General features: G+C 59.2%; 10 protein-coding genes and 2 pseudogenes. 7 read left to right on the forward strand and 5 right to left on the reverse strand.

Annotated features, from left to right (window positions below):
- Window positions 1-138: 138 nt before the first annotated feature.
- Window positions 139-3,570: a molybdopterin-dependent oxidoreductase gene (locus tag FW764_RS00830; RefSeq protein WP_446432301.1), complete on the reverse strand. Its 3,432-nt coding sequence runs from the start codon at window positions 3,568-3,570 to the stop codon at window positions 139-141.
- Between the two features lie 103 nt (window positions 3,571-3,673).
- Between FW764_RS00830 and FW764_RS00835 the strand changes: the two genes are divergently transcribed.
- Entirely contained in the window at window positions 3,674-4,570 is an 897-nt protein-coding gene (locus tag FW764_RS00835; protein WP_218277056.1) for a LysR family transcriptional regulator, read from the forward strand.
- A gap of 128 nt (window positions 4,571-4,698) precedes the next feature.
- Here the strand turns inward: FW764_RS00835 and FW764_RS00840 are convergent, their stop codons facing one another.
- Entirely contained in the window at window positions 4,699-6,033 is a 1,335-nt protein-coding gene (locus tag FW764_RS00840) for a sensor histidine kinase (RefSeq protein WP_446432302.1), read from the reverse strand.
- Window positions 6,030-6,689: a response regulator transcription factor gene (locus FW764_RS00845; RefSeq protein WP_446432303.1), complete on the reverse strand. Its 660-nt coding sequence runs from the start codon at window positions 6,687-6,689 to the stop codon at window positions 6,030-6,032. Before FW764_RS00845 ends, FW764_RS00840 begins: the two co-directional genes overlap by 4 nt.
- 131 nt (window positions 6,690-6,820) lie before the next feature.
- Between FW764_RS00845 and FW764_RS00850 the strand changes: the two genes are divergently transcribed.
- The 6 genes and pseudogenes from FW764_RS00850 to FW764_RS00875 form a co-directional block, all read left to right on the forward strand.
- Window positions 6,821-7,144 (forward strand): PepSY domain-containing protein, encoded by a 324-nt coding sequence (locus FW764_RS00850; protein WP_446432304.1) that lies wholly within the window; start codon window positions 6,821-6,823, stop codon window positions 7,142-7,144.
- 85 nt (window positions 7,145-7,229) lie between these two features.
- Complete coding sequence (locus FW764_RS00855) at window positions 7,230-7,700, forward strand: DUF2271 domain-containing protein (protein ID WP_446432305.1); 471 nt, start codon at window positions 7,230-7,232, stop codon at window positions 7,698-7,700.
- A gap of 25 nt (window positions 7,701-7,725) precedes the next feature.
- Window positions 7,726-9,906, forward strand: coding sequence for a PepSY domain-containing protein (locus FW764_RS00860; protein WP_446432306.1), 2,181 nt, complete (start codon window positions 7,726-7,728; stop codon window positions 9,904-9,906).
- Window positions 9,896-10,852, forward strand: coding sequence for an FAD:protein FMN transferase (locus FW764_RS00865; protein ID WP_446432623.1), 957 nt, complete (start codon window positions 9,896-9,898; stop codon window positions 10,850-10,852). Before FW764_RS00860 ends, FW764_RS00865 begins: the two co-directional genes overlap by 11 nt.
- A gap of 18 nt (window positions 10,853-10,870) precedes the next feature.
- Window positions 10,871-11,167: pseudogene (locus FW764_RS00870) on the forward strand (LysR family transcriptional regulator); the annotation flags it as partial.
- Window positions 11,121-11,294: pseudogene (locus FW764_RS00875) on the forward strand (transposase); the annotation flags it as partial. The pseudogenes FW764_RS00870 and FW764_RS00875, both read left to right, overlap by 47 nt.
- A 6-nt stretch (window positions 11,295-11,300) precedes the next feature.
- Here the strand turns inward: FW764_RS00875 and FW764_RS00880 are convergent.
- Both FW764_RS00880 and FW764_RS00885 read right to left on the reverse strand, forming a co-directional pair.
- Window positions 11,301-12,206 (reverse strand): hypothetical protein, encoded by a 906-nt coding sequence (locus FW764_RS00880; RefSeq protein WP_446432307.1) that lies wholly within the window; start codon window positions 12,204-12,206, stop codon window positions 11,301-11,303.
- A 53-nt stretch (window positions 12,207-12,259) separates the two neighbouring features.
- Window positions 12,260-17,917, reverse strand: coding sequence for a YadA-like family protein (locus tag FW764_RS00885; protein WP_446432624.1), 5,658 nt, complete (start codon window positions 17,915-17,917; stop codon window positions 12,260-12,262).
- Window positions 17,918-18,112: the final 195 nt, after the last annotated feature.

Consider the following 18,112-nt stretch of genomic DNA (forward strand, 5'->3'; position numbering starts at 1 on the left):
CACGCAAAAAACCGCTGCTACGACATGGCTCAAGACAGCAGCAGGACGGCTCTGCTTGATTCAACGTTGGAAGAACCTTTGTACTGCGCATTTTTATTTTCCTTCTAGGTTCGTACATGTTTCTGACGCCTGGTTGAATCAAGCATCCAGCGTCAGATTTGTTGTTGGTATGGCTTGGCACGCCAAGCAAATCTCCGGATCCTCCGGTTCACTACCATGAAGATGGCTGACTTCCCCTTTCAGAACCCTTACCGCACAACTTTCGCATTGGCCCACCCTGCAACCACTAGGAAGTTCAATACCCAGGTTTTCCGAAAATGTGAGAAGTGGCCCAGCCTCGCTTGTCCATGTATGGGTTTTCCCACTACGAGAGAAAGTAATTTCAAATGTCCCGTTGGCTTCGATTTTCGGAGCAACGGGGGAACGGAATATTTCTTTGAAAACATCGAATCGAGGAACACCAGCGCTTAATAAGCCTTCTGTCAGCGCCTTCATCATGACGGGAGGCCCACACATATAGTGCAGAGCACGACGGGCCATCCAATTGTCCTCAACTAAATTAAGATTTAAATACCCATGAATAACATCAGCATTTAAAGCAGCACCCACTTCAGGCTCGCTGTAAACATTGATTATTTTCAATCCAGGCAGGTGTGATTGAAGTTCTTTTAAGCGCTTTTCAAATGCATGGCCTCGATGATTGCGATTACCGTAGAGCAACAGCATCTCGGCCTTGGATTTCGCTGCGACAGCGGTTTCCAGCGCGCACAAAAATGGAGTGATGCCGATTCCGCCCGCATAAAAAACCAAGGGACGTGATGAATGCACAGGGATAACGAATGTTCCGCTGGGTGCCTGAAGCTCTACTCTGTCGCCAATTTTCAATCGCTGGTTGATGTGCTTTGAGACCAGACCATCCCAATCCTCACCCATTGGCCCGCGAGCTTTCGCATGACGCACAGCGATCTGGTATTGGCTTTTACCTGGCTCAACAGCAGGCCCGGTTAAGGAATAAGAACGCACAGCAATCGTTCTCGGCGTGATCAATCCCTGGTCAGGATCAGTCACATCCAGCCGGATGGTCACATGTTGGCCGGACTCATAATTGGTAAGCAGTCCTCCATCAATCGGCTCCATGGAGACTTGCGTGACATCTTCACCTTGAGCGTCCAACGCAGTGATGACGAACGGACGATAGCCTTTCCATCGTGAGGGCTGGAGTTGTTCGCTTGCTTCTCTGGACACATCGCAGGTGAATGCGCGCAGAGGTACTGATCCGCTCACGGGGTCTACACGCTGAGTATCGATCAGGCTGTTGTAATTGCTGTTGTCCTCACCCAAGACAGGCATTGCCGGCTGCCCGAGCGGGACGCAGCTCTGCCACCAGCCGAACTCACCGACCAGCACACGCGGATGGAGTGAATCAATAAGTCTAGCGCGAAATCTCGCACTTCCCATGCGGGTCGTGACGCGAACCCAGTCCTGATCAGCGATGCCTTTTTCCCAGGCCAACTCAGGGGAAATGTCCAATAAAGGCGATGGCGACTTGCGCCTCAAACTCGCCACACTGCGCTGTTGGCTATGGCAAAAATAACCACTTTTCGCACTGGTCAACACATAGGGAAAGTGACTATCCGTCGCCATGAGGTCTTGCTCAGCGACAAAATTTGGGAGAGGTGGGTAACCGTGCTCTAGCAACCGCTCACTGTAGAACTCAACTTTCCCCGTGGGCGTGGCAAACCCCGTGTTCCCATATTTATGGCTTTGTTGTACGACGCTGACCGAAATACCTTCCGGATGTTTGCGCAGTTGGTCGACGGTCAACCCGGACGGTTCAAGCATGGCGTTCCAGCCTTGCTCAAGTGTTCCGCCAAAGAAATCATCAGCGAAACCTAAACGGTTAACCAACGCAAAAACGATATCATTATCCGACCGGGCTTCTCCCCGGGAAGAAACCATCTGCTGGCGCAACTGAATATGCTGCTCAGCTTCTGCAGATACTTCAAATCCAATACGTAGTCCTTCGCGTTCCCATGGTGTATTGACCGGCAGAACAAGGTCAGCGTAATGAGAACTTGGATTTAAAAACAGATCGCAATGAGCATAGAAGTCGAGAGATTTCAGCGCTTCGATGCCCAAGGCGGTGTCGCTGTGTGAGGACAGTAGGTTTGTGCCAAAAGCGAGCATGCCCTCGACGCGGTAGGGAGCGCCCGTGGTAATGGATTCGTAGAGATCGCGCGACGTAATCCAACCTTGTGCCGGAGGCCCTAAGGGTCGTTTGTCATACCCTAAAGCTTTGACCCGCTGTTCTTCTCGGACAAGATCCAGACCACTCACAGGCCGATAAGGGGGTTTGCGTAAGATCTGATTTCCACCCGCCGCGTCGTAACTGCCAGTCAACGCATAGAGGCACGCGATCGCTCGTTCGTTCTGTGTGGCATTGCTTTGCTGACCTACCCCCGACCAAGAGTGATACGCGACGCTCGAAGCCTCTGAGATGAGCGTTGCTGCTTGGTGCAAGTCTTCTTCACTCACCCAAGTCAATTCAGCCGTACGCTTGGGCGTGTAAGCAGCACAGGCCTGAGCATAAAGTTCAAACACCGGTTGGCATTCGATTAGCCCCGACTTCGTCCTGACTTGGAATCGCCCCCTCAAGGTTGCGTTTTGATAGTCCATTGCAACCTCGCCAGCTTCCGCTCGCGGCAGCACAGCAGCTTCTTCACGCAGGCTGTCCCAATACATCAGTTCATGCCCTGGCTTGAGACCCAAGTCATCAGCACGCAGAAAACGCCCGTTGTCACAACGCACCAAAGCGGGCGCGTTCGACCACGTCTGAACAAAGCAATGATCGAATCCGCCTTTGTTCAACAGGAGGTTCGCGATCCCCATGGCGAGCGCTGCATCGCTGCCAGGCCGCACGCGAAGCCAGACATCTGCTTGCTTGGCGAGGGCTGTTTCCCGCGGATCAACAACAAGGAGCTTCGCCCCGGCACGCCTTCCCTCTCCGATTGCATGGGCTTGGGCCAACCAGGTATTCGTCGGGTTATGGCCCCACAGCATGATAAGCCCCGCATGTGCGTAGTCCGCTGCCGGCATACCACTGCCGAAGGTGAACATGTGGGCAAAATCTTTGTGCCAGTTACAAATTTCGGTGGCGTAGCAGGTATTGGGGCTGCCGTACCGACGAATCAGACGTTCAATCCAATCGATACTGTCGCTCAAGGGAGTTCCGCTGGGCGTCGTTACACCAAAGGCAAAGGCCTCTGCGCCGCTACGCGATTTGATATCGGCCATGCGGCCAGCAATTTCATCCAGCGCTTCGCCCCAGGAAATTTGAACCCAGCCTGGGTCTGCGGCACCCTTGGGCTGCGTGCGGCGCATGGGATGGCGGAGCCTGTCCGCGTTATCGACCAATTCAGGAGCAGCTTTGCCTTTCAGGCACATGGCCTTACCCGTTGGATGCTCGGAGTCGGGACGAACTGCGATCAGGTTATCGCCTTGAACTTCGTTCAAGGTGCCGCACCGGGATCTACATAGGGTGCAGTAACCGCGTATAAGTTTGGCCGACACGATGTGCTCCTTTTTATTCTTCAAATTGCCATGTTGCTATGCTCTCCAAGCCGGCGCATTATTGCTAATTCAAATTTTAGAAAGACCAATATCGGTAAAATCGATGAAGCCAACCATCCGCCAACTGCAGCATTTCATTGCACTTGCGGACACGGGTCAGGTCTCCAAATCGGCTCTGCGTTGCCATATTTCGCAGTCCTCCATGACCGCCTCCCTCCAGAGCCTGGAGAAAACGCTAGAGACGCAGCTATTTTACCGGCAAGCGTCAGGCACGCGTTTGACCCCGGCTGGCTTGCGATTCCTGCGCAATGCCCAAAACATCATGAACGCCTTGGACGAGGCGGTTGAAGACTTGCATGTTCAACCCACACAACTTGAGGGCACCGTCAGAATCGGACTGACTGAAACGATAAGCGCCTACCTCATTGGGGTACTGCTTCCTTCCATTGAGCGTAAATTTCCAATGCTGGAAGTGGTTTGCGAGGAGCATGATCGAAAGGAGCTGGAATCAAGGCTGCGAAAAGGCGAGTTGGATTTCGCGATCATGCTCACGTCCAACCTCTCCATCTCCGACGATTTGGAATACGAAGTATTGGTTCGTTCAACTCGCCAACTTTGGGCCCACCCTGAGCACCCACTGATCGCCACGGAGCAGATTTCATTGCAGGATGTCGCAGGGCACAACTACATCCTGCTTGATATGGACGAACACATTTCCACACTTGACCGCTACTGGTCACCTTTTGAGATCAAACCAAAAGTACGTCTGCAAAGCCGCTCTATTGAAGCAGTGCGTAGCTTGGTCGCAGCAGGCCAAGGGGTCAGTATTTTGTCCGACTTTGTGTATCGCCCGTGGTCTCTTGAAGGACAACGTATTTCGAGGCGTATGCTAACGGATAAAATACCGACCATGGACATTGGTATCGTGTGGAGCTCTAAGTACTTAAGTATCAATCGCTGGGTAACGCTAGTTGAGTTGATTCGCTCGACTACGATTTAACTGTTATGACGACAACGCAGAAACAATTGCCCTATTAACGGCAACCTAAGAAAGCCGCCCCGGATTCTCTAGACACCTTGCAAGCTCAACGCGTAACGCTTTTCAAACGCTAAGGGCTCAATCCGCATTTACCCTGGCAGGCACAAAAACTGGACGCGGACTTCAAACCCCTCTTCTCGCCCCGTCGCCGGCGAAGCCAGGGCCATCGTCGCGTTGACACCCAGCACAATCGTTTTGGCAATCGCCAAGCCCAAGCCTGAACCACTGGCTTCGCTGTTACCCCGCACAAAGCGTTCGGTCAGGCGCTGCAACACCTCCTCCGGCACGGCCTGGCCGCCGTTGATCACCTGCAGCAGCGCCTGGTCTGTGAGGCAGACTTCGACCGGCTGGTCCACGGCACCGTATTTCAACGCATTTTCGATCAGGTTGCGCAACAGGATGCCAAACGCATCAGGGTCTATCGCTGAGTAGACGCTGCGCTGGGTGGGTAGCCGCAACTCAATTCGCTGCCCACTTCTGCGATTCCACTCGTCCACCCCGTGGGCCAATAACGGGATCAGGTCCTGGGGCGCCTCGGATAACAGCCCGCCACCCTCGGCTTTGGCCAGTTGCATGAGCTTTTCCGAGAGCCGCGCCAGATCGCGCAATGAGTTTTCGATCTTCGCCGCGCGCACGCGTAAAGGGCCTTCTGGTGCTTCTTGCCTCAAGCGCTGAATTTGCGCCAACGTCGCGGCCAGCGGCGTGCGCAGTTCATGGGCGCTGTTTGCGGTAAAGCTGCGCTCGGCCTCCAGCGTTTTGCGCAAGCGCTCAAGCAAGTGGTTGACCGCGTCGGCCAGCGGGTCGATTTCTGCCGGCAGCCGTGCCACGTTGATCGCTGACAAATCCCCTGCCCCCCGGGTTTCCAAGGCGCGGCGATAAGCCAACACGCTGCGCAAGCTGATGCGCACAAATAACCAGGTGCCCAACAGGCTGATAGGGATCAGCGCCAACAACGGCAGCAACAACGCAAACAAGGCTTCCCGCGCTGCTTCACGGCGATGCGCCAGCGGTTCGGCGATCTCGATAAACAGCGTTTTGCGCAACGCGCTCGCGCCATACAGGCGGTATTTGTCCGTGGTGGTAAACCCTTCACCCGGTTGTTTGTTGAAGATCTTCGGGTTGGCGTCATGGGATTGCATCAAAATCCGGCCCAGCTCATCGCGTACCAGGTACGTCAGGTATTCCTTGTGAACTTTCAAGGTGGCCACGTGCTGTGCTTCGCGGGGTGCTTCGCGGTTACTGATCTCCAGCACGGCCAAGGGCAGGATGCGTTGCGCGGTCTCTTCCAGGGCGCTGTCGAATGCCTCGTTCAGTTCATGTTGCACCACCAGCCAGGCACCGACGGTCGCTCCCAGCCAGAGCAAGGTCATGCCCAGGGTCAATCCCAGGCCGAGGCGTTTTTGCAGGCTTATCGGCGACTTCATACTGGCGTCAACCGATAACCCATGCCACGAACGGTCTCAATCAGGTCGCGTCCCAGTTTTTTACGCAGGCGACTGATATAAACCTCAATGGTGTTGCTCTCGATCTCCGCGCCAAAGGCGTACAGGCGCTCTTCGAGTTGGGACTTCGAAAGCAATGCGTTGGGGCGCTGCACAAACGCCTCGAACAGCGCCCACTCCCGTGCGGTCAAGTCCACGCTGGTACCGGCGCGCTGAACCGTGCGGGCGTTCATGTCGATCTGCAGTTCACCCAGCTTGATCTGCGGGTTGGGGTTGCCGCTGTAACGTCGGGCCACGGCTGCCACCCGGGCCGAGAGTTCAAACAGGTCGAACGGTTTAACCAAGTAATCGTCGGCTCCTGCATTGAGGCCGGCAATGCGATCGGATATTTGGTCCTGGGCGGTGAGGATAATCACCGGGGTCACGTTGCCTGCTGAGCGCTGCTCGCGCAAAAAGTCCAACCCGCGACCGTCCGGCAACATCAGGTCCAGCAGGATCAAGTCATAAGGCGTAGTGCGCACACTATTGCTCGCGTGGTTCAGGCGCTGCACCCAATCAACCGCATGGCCGTCGTCGGCGATCTGTTCGCGCACTGCCTCCCCCAGCCCGGGGGCATCCTCGACCAATAAAACCCGCATCTGCTACCTCTCCTGATGAGTGTCGTGCTGCACCTTAACCGCCAGACCTGAGGTGAATCTGAAGATTCAGCTGGTTGTCAGGAATGCACCTTAGGGTATGCCACAGATGCCCATCCGGCAGGAGACAGATCATGAAAACCGCGTTTATTGCACGTACCGCGCTATTGAGCCTGTTGCTCAGCGGTTACGCCCTGGCCGATGACGACTGCAGCGAGCCTGTCAGCGATTGGCAACCGCGGGAGACCTTGCGTCAGCGCGTAGAGCAGCGATACGGCTGGAGCGTGCAGCGCATCAAGGTCGACGACGGTTGCTACACGCTCAGGGGCACTGACCGCAGGGGCAACACCATCGAGGCGCGTTATGCACCCGCCTCCCTGCGTCTGCGCACGTTGCACGTCAATTTCGGCGACGACGGCGATGCCCGGGACTACCTCGTCAGCCCGGGTGCTGAATGAGCATTTCGATTTCTCCCAGGGCTTTCAGGTTGTTGTCAGCCAGCAAGTCCAGGCTCTCGCTACAACGCTCAACCAGGACATCCTCATGAAAAAAATCATCGCTGCAACCTGCCTCGCTGGCGCCATTGCCTTGCCGGGGCTGGCCCAGGCCCGTGAAGTGACCCTGACGACCCAGCTCAAGGACTACAACGGTAACGATGCGTACCTGGCGATTTACGTCACCGATGCCAACGGCCAGTACCAGAAAACCCTGTGGGTCGCGGGCAAGAAGACCAAGTACTACCGGCATCTGACTGACTGGGCCCGCGGCAGCGGCCAGAACCCCAGGGAGTTTGACGGGGTCAGCGGTGCCAGTGTGGGCAGCGGACGCACCCTCAAAGTCAGTGTTGAATTGGCAGACACCTTGATTGATGCCGGGTATCAGATCCGAATCGACAGCGCCGTGGAGAACCAGCATGAAGGCAGAGCCGACATCAGCGTACCCCTGACCACCCAAGGATCAGGCAAGCCGGCAACCGGCAGCACTTACGTCAACGCGTTTACTTACGACCTGTAGCACCCACCACTTCTGGAGGCTGAACATGCTTCGCCAGTTTCATTCGCTGCCCGGTCTGATCGCCGCCCTGTTGGTCATGATATTGGCCATCAGTGGCGCGGTATTGTCGGTTGATCCGGCGCTGGAACGCCTGCACAACACGTCCACCGCTGCCGGCCAGCTTAATGTCGGCCAGTTGGCGGAAGGTGTCGCACATCACTTTCCAGGCGTGGAGCAAATCCAGCGCACCGCCTCAGGCACGGTCATCGTCTACTACAACCGCGATGGCCAGTCCGGTGCGGAAACAGTTGACCCACTGACCGGCCAGGGCCTCGCGCCCTACGCGCCGTCCACCTTCACCCGCTGGGTGAAAGACTTGCACCGCTCGCTGTTCATGGGCACACCAGGCCATGGCGTGTCGGGCGTCGGTGCGTTGTTCATGTTGATCCTGTCAGTGTCCGGCGCGTTGCTGCTGGCCCGGCGCCTGGGTGGCTGGCGCAACCTGCTGCGGCCACTGCGCGGCACGTTCAGCCAACGCTGGCATGCGGAAGTCGGGCGCCTGGCTTTGCTCGGGCTGCTGCTGTCGGCCGTAAGCGGGCTGTACATGGCCGCCACGACCTTCGGCTTGATCGCCGATGGCAGCCAGAGTGAACCGGCCTTCCCCACCCACATCAGCGCCGGCCCGGCGTTACCGGTGGCAAACCTGCGGGCCTTGCAGGCCATCGACCTGAATGACCTGCGCGAACTGGTCTACCCGAGCCCGGGCAACCCAAACGATGTGTTCTCGTTGCGCACGGCCCACGGTGTTGGCTACGTAGACCCGGTCAGCGGCGCCCTGCTGTCCTATCAACCTCACGACTCAATGCACACCGTCTACCAATGGATCTATCAGCTGCACACCGCAGAAGGCCTCTGGTGGTTGGGCTTGCCACTCGGGCTCTGTGCCCTCTGTGTGCCATTGATGAGCGTGACCGGCATCCTGCTCTGGTGGCGCCGTCGCAAAGCCGGTCCGAACATTCGCCACAACAGCCCCGCTCACTCGGCCGACAGCGTGATTCTGGTAGGCACTGAAAACAACACCACATGGGGGTTTGCCAACACGTTACATGCGGCCTTGCATCAGGCTGGGCACCAAGTGCACAGCGCGCCGATGAATGAATGGAAAGGCAAGTACCGCAACGCCCAGAGACTGTTGATCCTCACCGCGACCCACGGTGATGGCGATGCACCGGCGTCGGCCGCGCAGTTTCTGGCACGGCTGAACCACGAGGGCGTCAAACCCGGCTTGCCCTTTGCAGTACTGGGGTTTGGGCACCGCCAGTTTCCACAATTCTGTCAGTACGCCCATCAGGTGCAGGCAGCGCTGGAACTGGCCGGTGCCGCACCGTTGCTGGGGCTGGAAACCGTCAACCGCCAGTCTTCGCAGGAATTTACGCGCTGGGGCCACGCCCTGGCCAACGCACTGGCGCATGACCTAACCCTGGCCCACACACCGGAACAACCGCGCACCCACCCACTGGCGTTGACCGAGCGAATCGTTTATGGCGAAGAAGTAAATGCGCCAACCCATGTCCTACGCTTCAAGGCGCGCGGCGAACTTCCGGGTTTCCAGGCGGGCGACCTGGTGGGGATTGTCCCGCCGAATAGCCCAATACCACGCTTTTACTCACTGGCCAGCCGCTCTGAAGACGGCGTGCTGGAGATCTGCGTACGCAAACACGAAGGCGGCATGTGTTCGCAATGGCTGCATGGCCTGGAGATCGGCGGGTCCATCGAAGCGTTTATCCAGCCAAACCCACAATTTCGCCCAGCGTCGGGGGCGCATCCGGTGATCCTGATCGGTGCCGGCACCGGCATTGGCCCGCTGGCCGGCTTCATTCGCAACAACACTGCCCGCCACCCGATGCATTTGTATTGGGGCGGGCGCAACCCGGCCTCGGACTTTCTGTACGAACCTGAACTTAACCGCTACCTGGCAGACCAGCGACTTACCGCCTTGCGTGCAGCTTTTTCCCAGGTACACAACGGCAGCTACGTCCAGGACCGATTGATCAGTGATTCGCTGGCCTTGCGCCGGCTGGTGGAAAAAGGCGCTCAGGTGCTGGTGTGCGGCAGTCGTGAAATGGCCAAAGGCGTGATGCAGGCCCTCGATGAAGTATTGGCACCACTTAACCTGAGCGTGCGGACCCTCAAAGCACAAGGACGCTACCGTGAAGATGTCTACTGATATGCAGCGCTACAGTCTGAACGGCGAGACCATGGGCACGCGCTACACCGCCGTGTTCTATGCGGCGGCTGGCATCGACACCGACGAAATCGGCCAGCGCCTGGCCCAGGCTGTGAGCCGGGTGGACCGGCAAATGTCTACCTGGAAAGCCGACTCTGACCTCAACCGCCTCAACGCCGCCGTCGAGCAGGAATGGCTGCCAGTGCCCAAGGAACTGAGCACGGTGCTGGCCGCTGCGTTACGGGTCAGCCAGCAATCCGGCGGAGCCTTCGACATTGCTGTCGGCGATCTGGTGCAAGCCTGGGGCTTCGGCCCCGGCGAACAGACGATCACCGCGCAAGCACTCACGATGCCACTGCCCCGCGCGCGACTCTCCGCCAGCGCGGCGCTGGTGGTGGACTCGCAACGCAATCGGGTGCGCAAACGGGAGCCGCTGAACCTGGATTTGAACGGCATCGCAAAAGGCTTTGGCGTCGATGAACTGGCCCGTTGCCTGGAAGCGTCAAACATCACCCGCTACCTGGTCGGCATTGACGGCGAAATGCGCGCCCGGGGCATGAAGCCAGATGCCCAACCCTGGGTCGTGGCCATTGAAAAACCCTGCCGGGGCGTGCGGGAAGTCATGGGCGTAATGGAACTCGTCGACGCCGCCATCGCCACGTCTGGGGACTACCGCCACTGGGTGGAGATGAGTGGGCAATCTTGCGCCCACACCATGAACCCCGTCACCGGCGCGCCGCTGCGCAACGCGCTCGCAGCAGTCACCGTCGTGGCGGGCTCGTGCATGCTCGCCGATGCCTGGGCCACAGCGCTGATGGTGCTGGGTGAAGTTGAAGGCCCACGCCTGGCGCAAGAACGCGGGATGGACGCATTGTTCGTGCTGCGCGACGGTGACGAACTAACAGAAATTTCGATTGTAGGCGGCAGCCTGCCAGCGCAGGCTTAAGCCGCCAATCCGGCAGTTTCCAAGACCATTCGAGACCTGGAGCGGCATCTGGGGGCGGTGTTGTTCGAGCGTCAAAGCAGTGGTGTGGTATTGACCGAATGCGGACGGGCTTTTCGACCCCGCGCTTCTCTGCTGATCAAGGAGATGCGCCTAGCCCAAGAGGAGATGGATGCCATCCAGGCGGGGACAGATACAAGTGTTTCAATCGCGGTCAGTTCCACAATGGCATTGTCGATACTTCCCGCTGCTTTCGGACGGTTGAGTCCCGATGAAACAGATGTCCTTCGCCGATGCCGAGTACGCCGACAAACGTAAGCAGACGGCGTATCCGCTGAAGGCGATGTTGCGGGTTCATCTGATGCAGAACTGGTTCGGCTATAGCGATCCGGCGATGGAAGAAGCACTTTACGAGACCACGATCCTGCGCCAGTTTTCCGGGCTGCGGTGGTTAATGCGTATCTCCGGCTGAGGTGGGCAGTGGCGACGCAGCAGATGTCAGCAACCGTTCAACGGCAGCTGGAAAGTACTCTATCTGCAGCGGGTATTCCTGCCCCATCAACCGCCCCTTGCCGTACCAGACGATACCGCCCTGACGGAGAACCAGGCCATTGCGGCCAAACTCGAACACGCTGCCGACAGAACTCTTGAACACGAAGCGGCTGTTATCCATTTGCAGCAGCTCATACTGTGTGTTCACAGGCGGCAGTTGTTCCTTGATGCGGTTCAGATAAGTCGGGGCCAGGCGGGCAAACAACTGTCCCGTCTGTTCACGGTATTGCGCAACCGTTAGACCCGGTCTGTGCTGCAGCTCCACGGCGATCAAGGCGAAGACATCGGCGTTGGCCCGCGCTACGGCCAGCTTGATCGACAGCGCCTGCGTCAGTAGCGCGTTATCAATCTGCAACGACGATTTCTCTGGCTGACCGTTGGCGGCCGGTACAACGACAGGGCGCATGAATTCGGCCGCGTTGACTGTCGACAGCACGCTCGTCGCCAAATACGCCGCACAGGCAGTGGCCTGGCCAGGCTGATCACCATTGACCAGCAACGAAAGCGGGCTGCCCTGTGGAGGCAAAGTCTGCGCGTCAATCCCCTGCTGTTTGAGAAAGGCGTTGACCTGTTCCTGTTTCACTTCGCCGCGTGCCAACGCACAGAGCTGTTCCATCATCGGGGCTTTGCTCGCCTCGTTGAACCTGGGCGACATTTGCACAATCGCGTCCTGGATTACCGGTAATGCAGGGACACGCAGCCAGTTATGCGGGGTACCCGACAGCGGTTCTGTCAGGAATTTCTCGTAACCGGCCCAGGCCGCCAATAGGATCAGGATAGCGACGGAAATGGTTTTTATGTTCATGTATTTTCACCTCAAGAAGTTGGATTAAGGGCTGCGCAAAACTTGCCAGCGGGTCACCACTGATAACCGACACCCACCGCCATCCCAATATTTCGCTGGGTGTCGGTACTGCCCTGTAACTTGGTCACCCAGCGGCCGTTGGCTGACATGTGCGATACACCGAAGGCCAGCGACGATTGGCCGCGATAGGTTGCCGCTGCGGCCGTCGTCATGCTGGAACCCGGCGAGTACGACTGCGGCAGACTGGACATGGCCATCGCGCCGGCGATACCTGCACTGAGAATCTCGTCCTGGTACTTGAGGTCTTTTTTCAACTCCGTGTAGCGCTGGTCGGTGTAGGCATTGGCATTGGTGGTGAGGCCCTCCACGCTTCGGTTCAACTGGTCGAGGTTCACCGCATCCGTACCGTGAGTGCCCGCCGCGAGGTTGGTGAGCTGCCGCTCGTTGCCAGCACTGCCGACCGAGACACTGTTGTCGCGGTCCGCCACCGAATTGGTACCCAGTGCCGTAGCATTCTTGGCCGAAGCCTTGGCCCCGTTACCCAGAGCAACTGAGTTTTCCCCGGTGGCCTGGGACCGCGTGCCGACCGCCGTGCTGTTGTTGGCGGACGCCACCGCCCCTGCCCCACCCGCAATCGCATCGGAGCCCGTGGCTTTCGGCTGCGCCGCCCCACTGCTGTTGTTCACCTGGAACATGCCGTCGGTACCGTTCTTGAGGTTGGCCACATTGCCTTCGACGGCGGTGATACGGCCATCCTGCTGACCCGCTTCGGTACTCAGGTTGGCAATCGAATCGTCGGTGTATTGCTTGGCTTCGGCCACTGCACCGTCGAGCTGGCGCACGTTGACCGCATCATTGGCGTTCTTGCCGTCGGCAACATTACTGATCGTTCGGGTGGCGCCAGTGGTTGCATTGCCCACCGAAACCGTGCCTGAAGTCACGTTGTTCTCGCCCGAATACTTGCCGCTGTAGGTTTCGGCACCTCGACCGCCGTCGTTGGAATCGCTGCCGATCGCCACGCTGCCACTGGCAGACGCCGTGGCACCGCTGCCCACCGCCACCGAGCCATTGCCCGAAGCCTGCGCCTGAGCCCCCAGCGCCATGGCGTCGGTACCGGTGGCCGCGGAGTCAGCCCTGGTCGAGTTGACGTGCAGATACTTGATGCCACCGCCCGAGCCGATCAGTGTTTCAAGCCCCCCTACCCGACCGTCGAGGTTAGTAATGTTCGAGGTGTTCTGATCCACCTGTGTGCCGAGCACTTTCAATTGCGCCACGTTGACCGCGTCGGTGTCCTGCGTGCCGGCCGCTAGCCCGGTCAGCTTGCGACTGCCCAGGGCCGTACCGATGCCGATTTCGCCAACTGACGTCTGCGGTGCGGCTAATCGATAAGCGCTGTAGTCTGTCTCGGCACCGACGGTGGTCAGCGAGCTTGAACCGAGTGCCACGCTCATGGCTTGGCTGGCATTGGCGCCGGCGCCCAGTGCAACCGATTGTTCCGCGGCTGCCTGAGCGGCGCTGCCCAGGGCTATGCCGGACGCCAACAACACTTGGGCATTGCGACCAATGGCGATACCACCGGCGGCTGCCTGACTGACAGAGGCCTGATTGCCCAGACCAATGCCGTTGTCACCGTTGACCACGGTGCCCGGGCCGACTGCGATCGACTCGCTACCGCTGGCGAGCGAGTCCGTCGGATTGGTCGAGTTGGCGTGGAAATACAGCGTGCCGCTAGAACTCAACGAGCCCATCGCCCCGGTCAATTGACGCAGGGTCACGGCGTCGTGAGCGTCGGTGGCGTCGGCCACGTTGGTGATCTGGCGGTAGCTGCCGGCCTTGCCCACCGACACCGAGCCCAGCAAGGTGGCATCCGAAGTGTCGTAGATGATCGTCCCGCTTCCGGCAGCGATCGAACCGGTGGTGGGTGCCAGGGCACGGTCGGCGACCGAACCTTCGCCCAGTGCGATGCCGCCTGCCACCTGAGCCTGGCTCAGACGTCCCAGCGCGAGGGCGCCATCAGCCGCCGCATTCGCCCCCGAACCGGCCGCGAATGAATTGGCACCTGCGGCAATGGATTGTGGCCCGATCGCGATGCTGTCCAGACCGTTGGCTTGGGAGTCGGCCAGGGTCGAGTTGCTGTGGAAATACTTGATGCCGGTGCCGTTGTTGACGAGGTTGTCGACAGTCTGGTTGGTCGCAAACAGCTGCGAGCCATTCACCGCGTCGGTGCTGGTGGCGTTCAAGGCACCGGCCGCAACGTTGGTCAACTTCACCGCAGTGCCTGCAGGGTTGAAGGTCACCTGGGTTTTGGTCGTCGCATCGTCGTATTTCACGGCCACGGCGGCTGTGTTGGTCAGGCTGGTGTTGAGGTCGGTAAGTGCTGCGCCAACATTGTTGCTGAGCAACGGTCCGGTGTTGCTGCCGGTCGCGCTGATGCTGTTGGTGGAATAGCTCGGCGCGGTCCATACGCCCGTAGTCGCATCAAGCGTCGCGCCGCCACCCAAGGCTGCCGCCGTATCCTGGCCGGTTTTATTCAGTTGGCTAACGTTGACAGCATCTGTCGCCGAGCTGCCTGCCGCCAGACCGGTAATGCGACGGCCATCAGCGCCGTTGGCAATGTTCACTTCGCCACCCGCCGTTGCTGCACCGCCGACGCCATAAGCTGCATTGGCCAACGTCGCACCTGTGGCGGACGAGTTGGCGCCCAGGGCCACACCATTGGCAAGGGTCGCGCTGGCGAGCGGGCCGATGGCCACGCTGTCCTGACCTGTGGCGCTGCTATCGGCCAGGGTAGAGTTGCTGTGGAAATACTTGATACCGGTGCCGTTGTTGACGAGGTTGTCGACGGTCTGGTTGGTCGCAAACAGCTGCGAGCCATTCACCGCGTCGGTGCTGGTGGCGTTTAAGGCACCGGCCGCAACGTTGGTCAACTTCACCGCAGTCCCTGCAGGGTTGAAGGTCACCTGGGTTTTGGTCGTCGCATCGTCGTATTTCACGGCCACGGCGGCTGTGTTGGTCAGGCTGGTATTGAGGTCGCTAAGTGCTGCGCCAACATTGTTGCTGAGCAACGGTCCGGTGTTGCTGCCGGTCGCGCTGATGCTGTTGGTGGAATAGCTCGGCGCGGTCCATACGCCCGTAGTCGCATCAAGCGTCGCGCCGCCACCCAAGGCTGCCGCCGTATCCTGGCCGGTTTTATTCAACTGACTGACGTTGACTGCGTCGGTGGCTGAGGCACCTGCGGCAAGGCCGGTGATACGCCGACCGTTGGCGCCATTAGCCACGTTGACTTCCCCGCCAGTCGTGGCAGTACCGCCGACGCCATAGGCAGCGGTGCCCAGCGTCGTGCCTGCGGCGGAAGAGCCGCTGCCCAGGGCCACGGAGTTAGCCGACCCTGCCGTCGCGCCATTGCCCAGGGCTAGTGCGTTGGTGGCGGTTGCGCTGGCGGTCGGGCCCACTGCAACGCTGTCGGTACCGGTAGCGGTGCTGTCAGCCAAGGTCGAGTTGGTGTGGAAGTATTTGATGCCAGCACCGGCAGTGATGTTATTCACGGTAGTGCCCAAACTGTTCACGGCGGTATTGGTGGAAAACAACTGGCTGCCGTTCACTGCATCGGTGCTGGTGGCGGTGACTTGGCCCGCGGCGACGTTGCTCAGTTGACGTTCGTTGCCCAGGCTGCCCAGGCTCAATACGCCGATAGGCGCTGTACCTGCATAGGTGTAAGTAGTGCCATTGATTACGCCGCTGGCTGTGGCGGATGCGGCGGCAGTCGTTGCACCGCTGCCCAAAGCGACGGAGTTAGCCGTGCCTGCCGTCGCGCCATTGCCCAGGGCCATGGCGTTGGTGGCGGTGGCGCTGGCCGTCGGGCCCACAGCGACACTATCGACACCGGTAGCGGTGCTATCGGCCAGGGTCGAGTTGCTGTGGAAGTATTTGATGCCAGCACCGGCAGTGATGTTATTCACCGTAGTGCCCAAACTGTTCACGGCGGTATTGGTGGAGAACAACTGGCTGCCGTTCACTGCATCGGTGCTGGTGGCGGTGACTTGGCCCGCAGCGACGTTGCTCAGTTGACGTTCGTTGCCCAGGCTGCCCAGGCTCAATACGCCGATAGGCGCTGTACCTGCATAGGTGTAAGTAGTGCCATTGATCACTCCACTGGCCGTGGCGGTAGCGGCGGCAGTCGTCGCGCCGCTGCCCAGGGCGACGGAGTTAGCCGTGCCCGCCGTTGCGCCATTGCCCAGGGCCATGGCGTTGGTGGCGGTGGCGCTGGCCGTCGGGCCCACAGCGACACTATCGACACCGGTGGCGGTGCTATCGGCCAAGGTCGAGTTGCTGTGGAAGTACTTGATGCCCGCGCCGTTGTTGATGTTATTGACGGTCGTGTTGGTGGCAAACAGCTGCGACCCGTTCACCGCATCCGTACTGGTGGCATTCAACGTCGCCGGTGCCACGTTGGTGATCGTTACCGGAGCACCTGCCCCGGCGCCACCCGTCGCACCCAAAGTGATCTTGGTGCCGCCGGCGGCATCGTACTTGACGGCGATATTGGCCGTGTTATCAACGTTGGTGTTGAGCGCTGTCAAGGCAGCGGCAACGGTCGTCTGCGCTGTAGGCCCAGCCACGGCACCGGTAGCGCTGATACTATTGATCGGCTGGCTAAAGCCAGTGATATTGCCCGTTGCCGAACTGTAGGTCGCGCCGCCGCCCAGCGTGCTGGCTGTTGTGGTGCCCAGGTTGTTGACGCCGGTGACGACCGAATTCAGCTGAGAGCCGTTAATTGCGTCGGTGCTGGTGGCAGAAATCACGCCTGCCGCAACGTTCTGGATCTGGCGCTCAGTACCTGCCGCACCCACCGACACCACACCATTGGTCGAAGCTGCTGCTTGCACGCCCGCTGCAGTAGCACCAAATTGCGCAGTAGTGCCGGTATGCGCAGCAGCTGTCGTTGACTTCGAACCTAACGCCACATCGTTGGTATTGTTAGCCACTGCGGTATCGCCCAGCGCCACGGCGCCTGCTGCAGCCGCATTGCTGGTATTTCCCAGTGCTACCGAACCTTGACCGATCGCAGTATTACCGTTGCCGATGGCTACAGCGCCATTGGCCGCGATCGTGCCGGCCAGGTTGCCTGCCGCTGTATTGTCAGCCCCCATCGTCACCGCGCCAGTACCGTTCGCTATGTTCGGATCGCCGATCGCAACCGCGCCGTTGCCCGTGGCTTTCTGTCCGCGTCCGATGGCCACTGCACCGCCGGCAGCCGTGCTGGAATTAGCAGTGGTGCCGGACGAACCGATCGCAACGTTCTGCCCGGTTGCGCCACTGGTGATCCCGTCGCCCTGTGCAATACCGAAAGTGCCATTGACTGTGGCGCCATTGCCAACGGCTATGCCTGATGTAGCAGTCGTGACGACAGATGACCCGCTGCCGACTGCAATTGCATTCGTCGCAGCCGCTTGCGCGCCCACAGCGTTCGCAACGCCCGCAGCAGGGTACCCGCCGATTGCAATAGCTCCAGCTGCGGAAGTCTTACTCAAAGTGCCAATGGCGATACTGTAGTTGGATGCGGTGGCTTGCGCGCCCACAGCGGTAGCCTGTATTCCTGCCTGACTCAGATAGCCAATCGCGGTGGCATAGTTTCCAGTCGCGACCAAGCCTGTGCCGGACAAGGTTGCGCCGAGAAAGGTAGCTGCATTGCTGTCACAACCGTAAAGCATCGACGTATTTCCAGTCCCATCCCCAAAAGTTCGAGTTTGGGTGATACCGTCTACACCCTTATAGCTAGCGGTACCGCCGTTGCAGCCTGTTCCGCCAGATGGAGGGTTGTATGAGGCATGTCCCGTTAACGGCAGCAGCAAGACTAACGCCGCCACTAAACCTTTCAGCAAAAAACCGTCCCCGAGGGAAGCCCA

Source organism: Pseudomonas sp. 1152_12 (genome assembly GCF_052850675.1).

Excerpts from the sequence above, each read along its gene's own strand:
- FW764_RS00865 (WP_446432623.1), top strand. The coding sequence starts at position 9,896 with ATGTCTACTGATATGCAGCGCTACAGTCTGAACGGCGAGACCATGGGC.
- FW764_RS00845 (WP_446432303.1), bottom strand. The coding sequence starts at position 6,689 with ATGCGGGTTTTATTGGTCGAGGATGCCCCCGGGCTGGGGGAGGCAGTG.
- FW764_RS00855 (WP_446432305.1), top strand. The coding sequence starts at position 7,230 with ATGAAAAAAATCATCGCTGCAACCTGCCTCGCTGGCGCCATTGCCTTG.
- FW764_RS00860 (WP_446432306.1), top strand. The coding sequence starts at position 7,726 with ATGCTTCGCCAGTTTCATTCGCTGCCCGGTCTGATCGCCGCCCTGTTG.
- FW764_RS00840 (WP_446432302.1), bottom strand. The coding sequence starts at position 6,033 with ATGAAGTCGCCGATAAGCCTGCAAAAACGCCTCGGCCTGGGATTGACC.
- FW764_RS00885 (WP_446432624.1), bottom strand. The coding sequence starts at position 17,917 with ATGCTTTACGGTTGTGACAGCAATGCAGCTACCTTTCTCGGCGCAACC.
- FW764_RS00835 (WP_218277056.1), top strand. The coding sequence starts at position 3,674 with ATGAAGCCAACCATCCGCCAACTGCAGCATTTCATTGCACTTGCGGAC.
- FW764_RS00850 (WP_446432304.1), top strand. The coding sequence starts at position 6,821 with ATGAAAACCGCGTTTATTGCACGTACCGCGCTATTGAGCCTGTTGCTC.
- FW764_RS00880 (WP_446432307.1), bottom strand. The coding sequence starts at position 12,206 with ATGAACATAAAAACCATTTCCGTCGCTATCCTGATCCTATTGGCGGCC.